Genomic DNA, 14,570 nt, shown 5'->3' on the forward strand with positions numbered 1-14,570 from the left:
CATCGCCCGGCTTGACCGGGCGATCCAGTAGTCACTGACACTCATGGTCAGCCGAGAGGCCGCGGCGTACTGGATTCCCCGCTTTCGCGGGGAATGATACCGATGTTGAAGAGGCCGTGTGCCTCAAGCCGGGGATCTAAGCCTCACAGCTGCCCGAGCAGCGTGTCGCCGCCGGAGACCTCGACCTTGCCGGGGGCGGCTTCGAGGTTGAGCTTGGTCACCGTGCCGTCCTCGACCACCATCGAATAGCGCTTGGAGCGGATGCCCAGCCCGGCGCCGGAGGCGTCGAGTTCCATGCCGATCGCCTTGGTGAAGTCGGCATTGCCGTCGGCCAGGAACACGGCCTCGTCGCGCTGATCGGTGTCGCGCTTCCAGGCGTTCATGACGAACGCGTCGTTGACGGAGATGATGCCGATGGTGTCGACGCCCTTGTCCTTGATCGCATAGGCGTTGAGGAAGATGCTGGGTAGGTGCATCTTGTGGCAGGTGCCGGTGTAGGCGCCGGGCACCGCGAACAGCGCGACCTTCTTGCCCTTGAAGATGTCGTCGGTGGTTTTGACCTGCGGGCCTTCGGCGGTCATGACGCGGAATTGCGCCTGCGGCAGCTTGTCGCCAACCTGAATGGTCATTCGAGTAACTCCTTCCCCTGGATGTCGCGCCAATATGTCTTGCGCCTGGCGCGGTACACTATTCGGCGGGCCGGAAACGGCAACGGCCCGCCGTGATCACGTATCCGTCATCGCATGCCGGATGTAGCCCGCCAAGCGGCTCAGGCCGCCGCCGGCGGCTTCTTGTCGTCACGCAGCTCGCGGCGCAGGATCTTGCCGACATTGGTCTTGGGCAGCTCGGTCCTGAACTCGATCTGCTTCGGCACCTTGTAGTTGGTCAGCTGCTCGTGGCAGTGCTTGATGATGGCCTCGGGCGTGAGGTTCGGATCCTTCTTGACCACGAACGCCTTGACGACCTCGCCGGTCTTGGCGTCGGGCAGCCCGATGACCGCGGTTTCGAGCACGCCGGGATGCGCCGCGATCACTTCCTCGACCTCGTTGGGATAGACGTTGAAGCCCGAGACCAGGATCATGTCCTTCTTGCGGTCGACAATCTTGATCGATCCGTCCGCGGCCATGATGCCGATGTCGCCGGTGCGGAAGAAGCCGTCTGACGTCATCACCTTGGCGGTTTCGTCGGGACGATTCCAGTAACCGGCCATCACCTGCGGCCCCTTGGCGCAGATCTCGCCGGCTTGTCCCAGCGGCACCTCGTTGCCGTCATCATCGCGGATCGACAGCCAGGTCGAGGGCAGTGGCAGGCCGATGGTGCCGGTGAACTCCGTCGAGGTCGGCAGGTTGCAGGTCAGGACCGGCGCGGTTTCGGACAGCCCGTAGCCTTCGGCGATGCTGCAGCCGGTCGCCTGTTTCCATTGTTCGGCCACCGGCCGCTGCACGGCCATGCCGCCGCCGTTCGAGACCTTGAGCTTCGAGAAGTCGAGCTTCTTGAAGTCGGGGTGCTGCAGCAGGCCGTTGTAGAGCGTGTTGACGGCCGGGAAGTTGTTGACCTGATACTTCATCAGCTCCTTGATGAAGCCGGCGATGTCGCGCGGATTGGGAATCAGCAGATTGGTGCCGCCCGCGCGCACCGCGAGCAGGAAGCAGCAGGTCAGCGCGAAGATGTGATACAGCGGCAGGGCGCAGACGATCAGCAGCTGATCGACATGCGGCGGCTTGTCCATCACCGGCTGCAGCCAGGCATCGTTCTGCAGCACATTGGCGATGACGTTGCGGTGGAGCAGCGTGGCGCCCTTGGAGACGCCGGTGGTGCCGCCGGTATATTGCAGGAAGGCGACGTCGTCGGGACCGATGACCGGCTTCTGCATGCGCTTGCCGCGGCCGGCGGCCAGCGCATCGTTGAACGAGACGGAGCCGGGCAGCGAGAACGCCGGCACCATCTTCTTCAGGCGACGGACGACGAGGTTGACGATCACGCCCTTGAAGCCGAGCAGGTCGCCCATGCTGGCGACGACGACGTGCTTGACCTGGGTGTGGCCGATCACCTGCTGCACGGTGTGCGCGAAATTCTCCAGCACGATGATCGCCTCGGCGCCGGAGTCCTTCAACTGGTGCTCGAGCTCGCGCGGCGTATACAGCGGGTTGACGTTGACGACCGCGTAACCGGCGCGCAGCACGGCCGCGATCGCGACCGGATATTGCAGCACGTTCGGCATCATCAGCGCGACGCGCGCGCCCTTGGACAGCCCCAGTCCCTGCAGGTAGGCGCCCATCGCCGTCGACATCTCGTCGAGCTCGCGATAGCTGATCGCCTTGTCCATGCAGATCAAGGCGCGGCGGTCGGCGAATTTCTTGAAGCTCTCTTCCAGCAGATCGACGAGCGATGCGTACTTGCTCGGATCGATATCGGCGGGAACGCCGGCCGGATAGTGCTTGAGCCAGATGCGCTCCATGAACCTTCCTCTCTGATCGTCTCTTATGGTCGCGATTGGTCTGCGGCCCGGGTTGGCCAGGCGGCAATTGGCGGCCAATATCGAACCTCCGGCCGGGCAAGGCAAGCGGCCGGGGCGTAGACGAAGGAGGAATGGTTAGGAGCGCTCAGGCCCACGGCGAACGGACGACGGCGAACGGGCGACGATGCGCCCGTGCGCGGGCTCGCTCAGCCGTCCTTCGGGGCCGGCTTACCGTCGGCCTTCGGCTTGGCGGCTGCCTTCGGCTTGGCGGGCTTGGTTGCGGTATCGGACAGCGGCTTTTCTGTCGGTTTTGCCGCGGCGTCGTGCTTGGCCGCGACATGGCGCGCTGCGCCCGGCTTCGCGTCGGACGATTTCGGATCAGGCCTGTTCGAACCAGGCTTGGTGCCCAGCTTGGCCTCGCCGTCGGTCTTGGCCGCGGTCCGGGTCGCCGGCTTCTTGCCGGCCCCATGCGCCTTCTTGCCGCGGTGCCGGGTCGACACCTGGGCGTCGGCATCCGCGGCAACGGCCGCGATCAGGGCCGCGCCGGTGCGCGTCGGGCCGGTATAGACCAGCACCGGCTCGGATGGGGCGGGAGCCGAGGCCAGCAGCTCGGACGGCTTCATCGCCGGTGTCTGCAGGCCGGCGACCAGGGTGCCGCCGGTCGATTCGCCTTCCGACCCCACGGAGGCCTCCTCGTCGTCGTCGCTGGCCGGCCGGTGTCGGCGACCGTTGCACATGTCGTCGCGCAGGTTCGGCGGCGTCGCATCGACCGGCACCAACTGCTCGACATTGCCGAGCGGCGCCTTGAGCCAGCTGAGCTGGTTGCCGTTGAAGCCGCGGTCGAGCATCTGGATCGCGCGCACCGCGCGTGTCTGCCCCGAGGAGGCGCCGAGCACCACGGCGATCAGGCGCTTGCCGTTGCGCGTCGCCGACGCCACGAGGTTGTAGCCCGAGGCGCAGATGAAGCCGGTCTTGAAGCCGTCAGCACCCGGATAACGTCCGATCAGCCGATTGAAATTCTGCACCACGCGGCGGCCGTAGCGGATCGAGGGGATGTGGACGAAGTATTCGTATTCGGGCAGGTCGCGAATGATGGCGCGCGCCAGGATCGCGAGGTCGCGCGCCGAGGTGATCTGGCCGTCGGCGGGCAGGCCGTTGGGATTGACGTAGCTCGTCTGGGTCATGCCGAGCCGCTGCGCGGTCTCGTTCATCATGATCGAGAAGCCGTCGATCGAGCCGCCGATGCCTTCCGCCAGCACGACCGCCATGTCGTTGGCGGACTTCACCAGCATCATCTTCAGCGCGTTGTCGACGGTGACCTGCGTGCCCGGCCGGTAGCCCATCTTCGACGGCGACTGCGAGGCCGCGGTCGGCGACACCGTCAGCAGCGCGTCGAGCGAGGTCTTGCCGTCCTTGACCGCCTTCAACGTCACATAGGCCGTCATCAGCTTGGTGACGGAGGCGGGGTACCACGGATAGGTCGCGTTCTGCGCCTCCAGCACCTTGCCGGTGTCGGCCTCGACCAGCAGCAGCGCCTCGGCATTGGCCAAGCGAGGCGCCAGGACGAGCGCAGCGGCGATAGTCAGGATCTTGAGCGGGGAATAGCGCAACAACAGGCGAAGCGTCTGCACTGGTCTGGTCCGGTCCTTTGAGACCCGCCTCGCGCAAGCAAGGTGGGCAAACGGGCTTTCGGGTTTCAAGCGTGTCCGGTGCCGCTTTGGTTGCGGCAGGCCGCGAACCTATACCGGCTCGATGCTCCAGAACAGGGGCGAGCCATTCAATTCCACGATGAAAGCGTCCCGCGATCAGGCCTTGACGCTGGTCTCGTCACTTTCGGGCGCCGGGAGGGACGCGCGGGCGGTCTCCTGCACCATGAACTGCGCCTTGGCGAGTTCCGCGAAGTGGCCGCCCTTGGCGACGAGTTCATCGAACGTTCCACTTTCGATCACGCGGCCGTTCTCGAAAACGAGGATCCTCGTCGCGTTGCGGATCGTCGACAGCCGGTGCGCGATCACGAAGGTGGTACGCCCCTTCATCACCTCATCCAGCGCCGCATTGACCTTGGCCTCGGTGACGGCATCGAGCGCTGACGTCGCCTCGTCGAGAATCAGGATCGGCGGGTCCTTCAGAAGCGCACGCGCGATCGACAGCCGCTGGCGCTCGCCGCCCGACAGCATGCGGCCGCGTTCGCCGGCATTGGTGTCAAAACCCTGCTCGCCGCGGTCGATGAACTCGATCGCCTGGGCGCGGCTGGCTGCGGTGCGCAGTTCCTCGTCCGTCGCATCGGGCTTGCCGACCAGCAGGTTCTCGCGGATCGAGCGGTTGAACAGCAGCGCCTCCTGGAACACGACGCCGATGTTCCGGCGCAGCGCGGCCAGCTTGAGGCCGCGCACGTCCATACCGTCGATCTTGATGAAGCCGGACTGCGGATCGAACGCGCGATGCAATAGCGCGATCGCGGTCGACTTGCCGGCTCCGGTCGGGCCGACCAGCGCGATGGTCTGGCCGGGCAGCGCGGTGAAGGTGAGATCCTCCACGGCTGGCCGCTTGCCGTCATAGGAGAACGAGACGTCGTTGAACTCGACGAGACCCGACAGCCTGCTGACATCGATCGCATCGGGGCGGTCGCGCACTGCGGGCACGGCATCGAGCACGGTGAAGAACTCCGCGAGTCGCGGCGCCTCCATGAAGACGTTGTTGATGAACGACACGACCTGCTCGAGCTTCTGGATCAGCATGGTCGCGAACGACACGAACATCACGATCTCGCCGACCGAGGTGAGTCCGGCCTGATGCAGCGCGATGCCGAGCGTGAAGATCGCGATCACGGTGATCGTGGTCGAGGCGCGGGTGATGACCGTCACCAGCGCCCACCAGCCGAGCACCGGCATCTGCACCGACAGCAATTGTCCAGTGACGTTGCGCAGGCCCTGCACCTCGGCATCGATGCGGACGAAGCTCTGCACCAGCGCGACGTTGCCCAGCGCATCGGAAGCGCGCGCCGAGAGATTGCTGTAGTGCTCCTCGACCTCGCTCTGCATGCCGTAGGTCTTGCGCACGACCAGCGTCGTCAGCACCGTGAACACGACGCAGAGCACGAACAGCAGGATCGCGAGCCGCCAGTTGAGATAGAGCGACAGCGGCAGCAGCACGATCACCGACATGATCGCGGCAAAGTGCTCGCGGAAGAACGATAGCCACAAATGCCACAGCCCGTCGGTGCCGTTGATCATCACCTTCATGAGCCGGCCGGAATGGGTGCCGGAGTGGAACGTCAGCGGCAGCTGCAGGATGTGCTCGAAATAGCTGGTCAGCACGGCGTGGCGCTGGCGGTGGGCGAGCCGGTCGGCCTGCAGCGCCACCCAGGCGCTGGCGGCGATCGTGAACAGGCCGAACGCCGCCCAGGCCGCGAGCAGCGGCCAGGCCGCGTTCGCCGAAGCGTTGCCGGACAGCGAATCGACAATGCGTCCGAACAGCACCGGCTCGGCGAATTGGGCCACGGCGAGCGCGAGGTTGGCGATCGCCACGAACCAGCCGAGCCGCGCCTCCTTTCCGAGCAGTTGGAGCACGCGGACGTAGATTCGGAGCAGGGACATGGGCGATGCGCTTCGTCGGCAGAGGTGGGATCGGCGCCGGACGGCGCATGACGCATGTTAGCAAGGGAAGGGCGGGTGCGGCGAGCGCTCAGTTGACGAGGCGGCTGTCGGCGGGCGGCAGGAAGCTGTCGTCGAAGATATCGGCCGCCGTGGGGCGCTTGTGGTGGAATTTGCCGCCTTCCGCGAGCTGGTCGAGGGCGCGCTCGAAGCGGGCGGGGTCGATGCCGCCGATACCGTCGCGGCGGACGTCCGCTGTCAGCACGTTGTCGGCGAGCACGGTCTGCAGCCGCTCCAGCTCGAGCTCGCGCGAGCCGTCGTCCATCCGGCTCACGACTTCGGCCACGGCCGCGCCGGGGTCCTTGATGGCGAGCTGGAGGCCCGATGTCAGCGCCCGCAGGAAGCCTTTCACGGCCGCCGGCTGCTTGGCAGCGAAGGCTGGATTGACGATCACGGCATGGCCATAGGCCTCGCAGCCGTAATCGGCGAACCGCAACACGGCGAGATCGGCGGCGGGCACGCCGCGGTCGCGCAGATTGATCGCCGAGAGGTAGGAGAAGCCGCTGACGGCGTCGACCTGGCCCGCCGACAGGATCGGCTCGCGCACGGCGGCGCCCACACGCGACAGCTTCACAGCGTCGACCTTGAGATGGTTGTGCCGCGCCACCGCGGGCCACAGCCGGATCGAGAGATCGCCCTCGGCAACGCCGAGCGTCTTGCCCTCGAGATCAGCGAGCCCGTTGATGCCGCGGCTCTTGCGCGCGATGATCGCATAGGGCGCGCTGTTGAACAGCACGAACACCGCCTTCACCGGCTGGCTGCCTTGCGTGTCGTGATAGCGGATCAGCTCGTTGATGTCGGCGAGCGCCATGTCGCTCTCGCCTGACGCCACGCGCGCGATCGCATCGGGCGAGCCCTTGGCCGTGGTCGTGGTGACCGTCACGCCCTCCGCGGCGAACAGGCCGCGGCTGGCGGCGAGGACCAGCGGCGCCATGCTGCCGTCGAGCGGCCGGTCCAGCGTGAACATCACGGCGACCGCACGCTTCGGCTCCTCGGCGGCGGCCAGTCGCGGCAGCCATGCGGACATGATTGCGGCCGCCAGCAGCGCCAAGAGCGCCATGCCGAGCAGGGGGACGGGTCGTCGCACACGCATCAGAATTACGCCGGTATCCGCAAGCCACTCCGGCTTTGTCACGCCGGTATCCCAATCAGTTCACCGGCCTGCGCGCGATCGACGTGTCGATGTCGTGACGGGCCGCTCCGGGCCGGCGGTGCCTGATCATGTCTGAACGAATCTGAACGGTCCATGAGCAAGCCCTGCGGCGATTTGCGGCTTCGACTTCGGGTTTCGACGGGGGAACTGTCTCCCCAGTTAAGGCGTTGGTGGGCGGAATTCTTGATCGTACGGAGGATCCACATGATCGCACAGCGCGGAAGTTCTTCACGCTTCGGCCGCGCCACCGTCCTGGCGACGGTGGCCGCGGTGACTTTGACGGCCGTCCAGCCGACGCTCGCCTTCGCCGGCTCGGCGCCGGCCGAGAAGGGCGTCGTCGCCAAGACGGCCCAGGAGGGCGGCCTGACCGATGTCAGCGCCCGCCGGCGCCACTATCGCGGCAATGGCGGTGCGGCGGCTGCCGCGGCCTTTGCCGGCATCGTCGGCACCGGTCTCGCTATCGCTGCGGCGCAGAACCGTCGCTCCTATTACGAGGACAGCTACTACTATGGCCGTCCGGCCTATTACGGCGGCTATGGCCCGCACTATTATGGCGGCGGCGGCCCCTATTACGGCGGCGGCTACTACCAGCCCTGGTAATTCCACATCACCGCAGCGATCCGCCGGCCTCAAGCGCCGGCGGATTTTTTCTTGCCTGCCGCAGACGTTAACACCGCTGCCATTGATTTTAACTATTGTGCGCCGATGACTGATTCGATCGAGCGGCTCTATCGCGCGGTGCTGGCGGCCAGGGATCTGGAGCCGGCGCGCTCGCGCACGGCCAAGCTGCTGCAGCAGGGCAGCAGCAAGATGGCCAAGAAGCTCGCCGAGGAGGCCATCGAGGTCGCGATCGACGCGGTCGGCGGCGATGCCCCGGCCGTGGTGCGCGAGAGCGCCGACCTGATCTACAATCTCACGGTGCTGTGGGCCGAGCTCGGGATCCAGCCCGACGATGTCTGGCGCGAGATGGAGCGGCGCGAGCTGTTACTGGGCATCGCCGAGAAGCTGCCGAAATCGACGGTGAAGGTCGCAAAAGTGTCATCTGCGCGCGTGCAGGGGCGACCGATCGTCGCGGCCGACAGCCGGGCGATCCGCAAGCGGCACTAGCGTCGCCTGACGTCGCCTGAGATGGGCACATCGCCCATGGACAAACGTCGCCCGGTTTGCTTCATCCCGGCCCATGCTCAGACGGATCTACGACTGGTGTATCGACGCCGCCCACAAGCCGCATGCCCTCTGGATCATGGCGGCGATCGCGTTCGCTGAAAGCTCGTTCTTTCCGGTGCCGCCGGATGTGATGCTGATCCCGATGTCGCTGGCGAAGCCGCAGCGCGCCTGGCTGTTCGCCGGGGTGTGCACGGTTGCCTCGGTCGCGGGTGGGCTGGTTGGTTATGCAATCGGCGCGTTGCTCTACGACTCGCTCGGCCAGTGGCTGATCCATCTCTACGGATTGGGCGACAAGGTCGATGCGTTCCGCGCCTCCTACGCCGAGTGGGGCGCCATCATCATCCTCCTCAAGGGGCTGACGCCGATCCCCTACAAGCTCGTCACGATCACCTCGGGCTTTGCCGGCTACAACCTCTTCCTGTTCGTCATCTGCTCGATCGTGGCGCGGGGCGGCCGCTTCTTCATCGCCGCGATCCTGCTCAACCGCTATGGCGAATGGATCAGGGTGCACATCGAGAAGCATCTCGGTCTCTGGGTGGCGCTCGGCGCGGCCGTGCTGATCGCGGGCTTCGTCGTCGCGGTGAAGCTGATCTGATGACGCGGCGGCGCCCAGCGCTCGTTGTTGCCTCGGTCTTGATGGCCGCGACGCTCTCGCTCGCTGCCGTGTCGGCGCAAACGCCGCCGGCTGCCGGTCTGCGCGAGGCGCCGTCGCAACCTTCGCCGGCAGCCGCGGTCGAACCGGCGCCGCAGCCTTCCAATCCCGGTCTGGTGGAAGAACTCGGCAAGCTGTTCGACAAGATCTCGATCATTCCTCTCAAGCGCCCCGAGGCAAGCGCAGAGCCGCAGAGCACCGATGGCGAGAGCGCGCCTGCGGCTCAGCCGCAGCCGGCTCCGCGTACCGCTGACCGGCCCGGCGCTGCCAAGGGCGGTGAGCCGAGCAGCGTCCTCAAGGAGACCGGCGACACGCTCTCGCGGCTTGCAAAACCGTCCAGCATGGTGTCCGGCCGCACAGTCTGCCCGGTCGCGGCCAACGGCAAGCCCGATTGCAAGCTCGGCGCCGACCGGCTGTGCCAGAGCAAGGGCTACAAGGACGGCAAGAGCCTCAATACCGATTCCGCCGAGACCTGCTCGGCCAAGGTTTTGATCCCTGGACGGCAGCGCAAGCCGGACGACTGCCGCACCGACACCTTCGTGACCTCGGCGCTCTGCCAATAGGCCATTGGCCCAGTCGGCGCGTCGCTGCCTCGGCCCGAGTCAGCGCCTCAACGCAAGACCCTCCACGGGCTTTTCCGGTCCCTCTGCTGGCGAATTGCCATCATGGCATGATGTCGGGCATGCTCGCGATCACGCATGTCTCCGCATTTCACTGAGAGGAATTCATGTCCATGTCCATGCCCGCCTTGTTCAAGGGCCGCCTGTCGATCCCGGTGATCGGCTCGCCTCTGTTCATCATTTCCGTGCCCGATCTGGTGATCGCGCAATGCAAGGCCGGCGTGGTGGGCTCGTTTCCGGCGCTCAATGCTCGTCCCGCCGCGCTGCTCGACGAATGGCTGGCGCGCATCACGGAAGAACTCGCCGCGTATGACCGCGCGCATCCGGAACGGCCGTCGGCGCCGTTCGCGGTCAACCAAATCGTGCATCGCTCGAACAACCGGCTCGAGCAGGATCTGGCGCTGTGCGAGAAGTACAAGGTGCCGATGATGATCACCTCGCTCGGCGCGCGCGAGGAATTGAACCAGGCGGCGCACCGCTGGGGCGGCATCGTCTTCCATGACGTCATCAATCAGTTCTTCGCCCACAAGGCGATCGAGAAGGGCGCCGACGGCCTGATCCTGGTCGCGGCCGGCGCCGGCGGCCATGCCGGCACGATCTCGCCGTTCGCCTTCGTGTCGGAGACGCGCAGCTGGTTCGACGGCCCGATCGCGCTGTCGGGCGCGATCGCCAACGGCCGCGCCATCCGCGCCGCGCGCGTGCTCGGCGCCGACTTCGCCTATGTCGGCTCGGCCTTCATCGCCACCAAGGAGGCCAACGCTGTCGACAACTACAAGGACATGATCACCAAGTCGGGCGCCGACGACATCGTCTACTCGAACCTGTTCACCGGCGTGCACGGCAACTATTTGAAGCCGTCGATCGTCAACGCCGGCCTCGACCCCGACAATCTGCCGACGTCCGATCCGTCGAAGATGAGCTTCGGCACCGATGCCTCCGGCGAGCGCAACAAGCCGAAGGCGTGGAAGGAGATCTGGGGCTCCGGCCAGGGCATCGGCGCCATCAAGGAGGTCCTGCCGGCTGCCGAGCTGATCGCCCGCTTCAAGAAGGAATACGACGAGGCGATCGACCCGCCGTTGTGAGCTGATGGGGCAGATGTTGCTCCATTCTCGGTGTCATTCCGGGGCGCCGCGCGCCAGCGCGGCGAGCCCGGAATCCATCGGGCCGCACGTCTTGGCGTGAAATGGATTCCGGGCTCGCGCTGCGCACGCTCCGGAATGACGGCGGAGAGAGACGCGATCATCTCCAAATGATCGCCTGGGATCTGCGGAGCAGCGCGTAGGATAGGCCAGCAGGCACGCGCCGTGCGGCAATCAAACGTTGCTCCTACCAGGTATACCGTAGCCGAGCCCTCCCGCCGTAGCTCCGCGAGCGCTCGCCCCATTCGGTCTCGGCCTGCACCATCACCGCGAGCTCGCTGCCGAGGCGCCATTCGGCGCCCGCGGACGACAGCAGCACATGTTGCGAGGGCTGTGCGCCCAAGATGGTGAAGGCGCTGCTCGGTCCCAGCGCTGTGAAACTCACCGCCGCTGCGGGATGCCTGACGGCGTCATAGGCATAGGCGGTGCGGCTGAACAGGTTCAGCTCGCCGGCCCAGTCGGGTGCGACGCGCCGCTCGCTCTGCACCCCGAGCTCGGCGCGAAAGGCGTCGGCGCTGCGGCCGGCAAAGCGAAGCGCGAACTGGTCGGAGCCGGAAGCTGCCGTCTCCGTGTAGCCGGGCGCGCGAAAATGCTGGGTCTGCACGGCGCCATAGGGCGTCCAGCTCAAGCCGAGAAACGGCGCCGCCAGCCGTGTGCCTGCCTCGATCCGCGCGCCAAAACTCTGCGCGTCGAACTGTGCCGCGAGCCGGTCCAGGCCAGCCACCGTGACGTTGTGCGTGGTCGACATCCAATGGTTCGCGTAAGCAGCGGCGGCCGCGATGTAGGACGGCCCGGCCGTGTGCCGGCCATAGACGCCGGCCATCAGCACGTCGGCGGCGCCGCTGCCATTACCGGCTGACCACAAGGCGCGGCCGCCGGCCATCGAGAACCCGGCCGCCGAGCCTGGCGCGAAGCGATAGTCGACGCCGGCTGCGGTGGCGCCGCCATTGATGGTGGCGGCATGCGTGCCGCTCGTCGCCTGGCCGGATATCGTGTTGCTGCCGCCGAACGCGGCGCCCCAGGCGCTCCAGCGCGGCGCTGTGTGCGGGTCGAGCGCCGCGAAGGCCGAGCGGATCGCGGTGGAGGCCGTGCGCTCCGACGCTCCATCCGACGTCGCGGCATAGTCCAGCGCTGCAGCGGCCTTGCCGCGACGGTCGTCGCGCGGCGCCGTCAGCAGATTGAGATAGGAGCTGCCGAGTAGGAAGGCGCCGCTCTGGGCCTGCGTGCTGCTCTCTCCCGAGAGCTGGTCCAGCGCGCGGGCCGCGGCGGCTGCATCGGATATGTTGAGCAGCGTGTCGAAGCCCGCCGGGGGCGTCGCGCCATTGTCGACTGCGCGGTTGATGGCATTGGCGATGCCGCGCTCGTTGGCCGTGGCGCCCGGCGCAAGCGTCAGGGCGGCGGGATTGAGCACGAGTTGGACGTCGTTCCCGACATAGCTGAGATGCGGATTGCGCGCCGGGCTGAAGCTGCTGCTGCCGAGCGCAAAGCCGGCGAACGTCGTGCCGCCGAGGCCGCCAGCGGCGCTGAGGATGGTGTAGCTGCGCGCCGTGAAGCTGCCCGGCAGCGCGACCACATTGACGGTGGCGTTGCTCAGGTCGGCGGTGCCGGTGACGATGGTGCGGTCGGCGGCGCTCGGCGAGACCTCGACGGTGTAGAAGCTGCCCGGCGCGAAATTCAGATTGCCATTGACGGTGAGGGTGCCGATCGAATTGCCCGGGGCCAGCGTGCCGCCCGCATTGATGAGGACGCTCGGCAACTGGCCAGTGCCGCCGAGCGTGCCGCCGGCATTGACGCTGACGCCGCTGGAGCCGGTGATCGCGCCGTCGACCGCGAGCCTGCCGCCATCCACCGTGGTGCCACCCGTGTAGGTGTTGGCGCCGCTCAGGGTCAGCGTGCCCGTGCCCGTCTTCGCCAGCGTGCCGCCGCCGCTGATCACGCCGCCGAAGGCGAGCGCATCGGTGCGGTTGAACACCAGCGTGGCGTCGTTGGCGATGTTGCCGACCAGCGATCCGCTGCTGCCGCCATTGCCGAGCTGCAGCGTGCCCGCCGCGATCGTGGTGCCACCCGTGTAGCTGTTGACGCCGGTCAAGGTCAGCGTGCCCGAACCGGTCTTGGTCAGCGATCCGCCGGCGCCGGAGATCACGCCGCTGACCTCGGTCGAGGCGCCGTTGCCGCCCACGGTGAGCTGGTTGGCGCCGAGAATGTAGTTGCCGGCGCCCGCGATCGAGCCGGCGCTGAGATGACGGTCGCCGGCCGGCCCCGTCGATGCCGAGAAATCGACGATGCCGCCGGCATTGTTGACGATCGCGGCGCTGCCCGCCGTGGCGTTGCCCTCGAACAGCAGCGTGCCGGAATTGCCGAGGGTGGCATTGCCGGCGGTTGCGCCCTGCAGGAACCGCAGGATGCCGCCGGCATCATTGGTGATCACGGCGTTGGCGGCGCTGCTGCTGCCGGTGAAGATCGTCGTGGCCTCGAAGGTATTGGTCACGGCGGCCTGGCCGGCGCTGCTGTCCTGGCCGAACGTCAAGGTCGCGAGCCGGCCGTTGGTGATCGCCGCGTTGGCAGCGGTGCTGGCGTCGTTGAAGCTCGCTTGGCCATCGTTAGTGATCGTGCTGCTCGCAGCCGAGCTGCTGCCGTAGAACCCCAGCGTCACGGTGTTGGCGAGGGTGGCGTGGTCGGCCGTGGCGGTGTCGCGGAAATACAGGTTGCGGTTGTTGGTGATGCTGGCGGTGGCGGCAGTGCTGCTGCCGTTGAAGGTCTGGTCCCCCGAGTTGATGATGGTCGCGCTGGCAGCCGTGCTGGTGTCGTTGAAGGTCAGGATAAATTGGTTGGTGATGCTGGCGTGGCCGGCGGTGCTGTGGCCATAAAACTCCAGCTCGTCCTGGTTCAGGATGGTCGCGTTGGCGGCGGTGGCATTGTCCTGGAAGCGTATCCACTGGGCGCCGCTGCTATTGGTGATGTTGGCGTTCGCGGCGGTGCTGTCGTTGAGAAAGGACAGCTGTTGGGTGTTGATGATCGAGGCGCTCGCCGCCGTCGCGCTGTCGCGGAACTCCATCAGGCCGCCATTGCCGATCGCGGCGTGGTCGGCCGTCGTGGTGCCGTGGAATGTCAGCTGCGTGGTGATGCCCATCGTCGCCTGGCCCGCGGTGCTGTTGTCGTAGAAGTGCACCACGCCGCCGCCGATCGACGCGGACTGGGCGCTGCTGGAGTCGCGGAAATTCATGATCGCGTCGGCCGCCGAATAGAACGCGGCCGCGCCGGGGGAGCTGAAGTCCCGGAAATCGACCACTGTCTGGCTGCCCAGCGTATAGCTTGCCAGGCCCGGGTTGCTCGCCCCCAGGAACGTCAGCCCGGCGCCGGCCCCGTTGACGAAGAAGCTGGCGGTCGCGCCGCTCTGGCTCACGAAGCCGAAGTCGCTGAAGGTCAGGCGAGCGCCATTGACGTTGAAGACGTAGTTCGGCGAGGTCGGGTCCAGCACGATGCCGCCGATCGTGGTGTTCGCCGAGATCGACACGTTGGTGATCGTCGAGCTGGAAAAAACCGCGCCCTGAGTTGGAACAGTGCCGGTGTCCCAGTTGGCCGCCGTGTTGAAATCCGACGAGACTGGCGTCGCCAGCCAGTTCGCGACCTGCGCCGTGGCCGGCGTCGCCGCGCTCAGCGCCAGCGTGGTGACGGCCGTCGAGGCGAGCAGCGCGCGGCGTGTCGACGGGGCGGGCATTCCGGTCTCC

Annotated in this window: 11 protein-coding genes; 5 read left to right on the forward strand and 6 right to left on the reverse strand. The window is 66.9% G+C overall.

Annotation, left to right across the window (positions count from 1 at the left end):
• Positions 1–143 precede the first annotated feature (143 nt).
• The 5 genes from ACQR07_RS10565 to ACQR07_RS10585 all read right to left on the reverse strand — a co-directional run bounded on the left by ACQR07_RS10565 (position 144) and on the right by ACQR07_RS10585 (position 7,204).
• Positions 144–629, reverse strand: a complete 486-nt coding sequence (locus ACQR07_RS10565; protein ID WP_434902211.1) for a peroxiredoxin — start codon at positions 627–629, stop codon at positions 144–146.
• A 140-nt stretch (positions 630–769) separates the two neighbouring features.
• On the reverse strand, positions 770–2,458 hold the full coding sequence (locus ACQR07_RS10570; protein WP_434902212.1) for a long-chain fatty acid--CoA ligase: 1,689 nt from the start codon (positions 2,456–2,458) through the stop codon (positions 770–772).
• Between the two features lie 206 nt (positions 2,459–2,664).
• A complete protein-coding gene (locus ACQR07_RS10575; protein WP_434902213.1) occupies positions 2,665–4,089 on the reverse strand; it encodes a D-alanyl-D-alanine carboxypeptidase family protein in 1,425 nt (474 codons plus the stop codon).
• A gap of 174 nt (positions 4,090–4,263) precedes the next feature.
• Entirely contained in the window at positions 4,264–6,054 is a 1,791-nt protein-coding gene (locus tag ACQR07_RS10580) for a glucan ABC transporter ATP-binding protein/ permease (protein WP_434902214.1), read from the reverse strand.
• An 88-nt stretch (positions 6,055–6,142) separates the two neighbouring features.
• A complete protein-coding gene (locus ACQR07_RS10585) occupies positions 6,143–7,204 on the reverse strand; it encodes an ABC transporter substrate-binding protein (protein ID WP_434902301.1) in 1,062 nt (353 codons plus the stop codon).
• A gap of 264 nt (positions 7,205–7,468) precedes the next feature.
• Here ACQR07_RS10585 and ACQR07_RS10590 point away from each other — a divergent pair, with 264 nt between their 5' ends.
• The 5 genes from ACQR07_RS10590 to ACQR07_RS10610 all read left to right on the forward strand — a co-directional run bounded on the left by ACQR07_RS10590 (position 7,469) and on the right by ACQR07_RS10610 (position 10,785).
• Entirely contained in the window at positions 7,469–7,864 is a 396-nt protein-coding gene (locus ACQR07_RS10590) for a hypothetical protein (protein ID WP_434870502.1), read from the forward strand.
• Positions 7,865–7,969: 105 nt separating this feature from the next.
• Complete coding sequence (gene hisE, locus ACQR07_RS10595; protein WP_434902215.1) at positions 7,970–8,371, forward strand: phosphoribosyl-ATP diphosphatase; 402 nt, start codon at positions 7,970–7,972, stop codon at positions 8,369–8,371.
• 73 nt (positions 8,372–8,444) lie between these two features.
• Complete coding sequence (locus ACQR07_RS10600; protein ID WP_434870500.1) at positions 8,445–9,026, forward strand: YqaA family protein; 582 nt, start codon at positions 8,445–8,447, stop codon at positions 9,024–9,026.
• Positions 9,026–9,646: a hypothetical protein gene (locus ACQR07_RS10605; protein ID WP_434902216.1), complete on the forward strand. Its 621-nt coding sequence runs from the start codon at positions 9,026–9,028 to the stop codon at positions 9,644–9,646. The genes ACQR07_RS10600 and ACQR07_RS10605 overlap by 1 nt, the downstream gene beginning before the upstream one ends.
• 170 nt (positions 9,647–9,816) lie before the next feature.
• Positions 9,817–10,785, forward strand: coding sequence for an NAD(P)H-dependent flavin oxidoreductase (locus ACQR07_RS10610; RefSeq protein WP_434870498.1), 969 nt, complete (start codon positions 9,817–9,819; stop codon positions 10,783–10,785).
• A gap of 244 nt (positions 10,786–11,029) precedes the next feature.
• Here ACQR07_RS10610 and ACQR07_RS10615 read toward each other — a convergent pair whose 3' ends face one another.
• On the reverse strand, positions 11,030–14,560 hold the full coding sequence (locus ACQR07_RS10615; RefSeq protein ID WP_434902217.1) for an autotransporter outer membrane beta-barrel domain-containing protein: 3,531 nt from the start codon (positions 14,558–14,560) through the stop codon (positions 11,030–11,032).
• Positions 14,561–14,570 lie beyond the last annotated feature (10 nt).

It is taken from the genome of Bradyrhizobium sp. HKCCYLS20291 (assembly GCF_051167715.1).
Classification (GTDB): Bacteria; Pseudomonadota; Alphaproteobacteria; order Rhizobiales; family Xanthobacteraceae; genus Bradyrhizobium.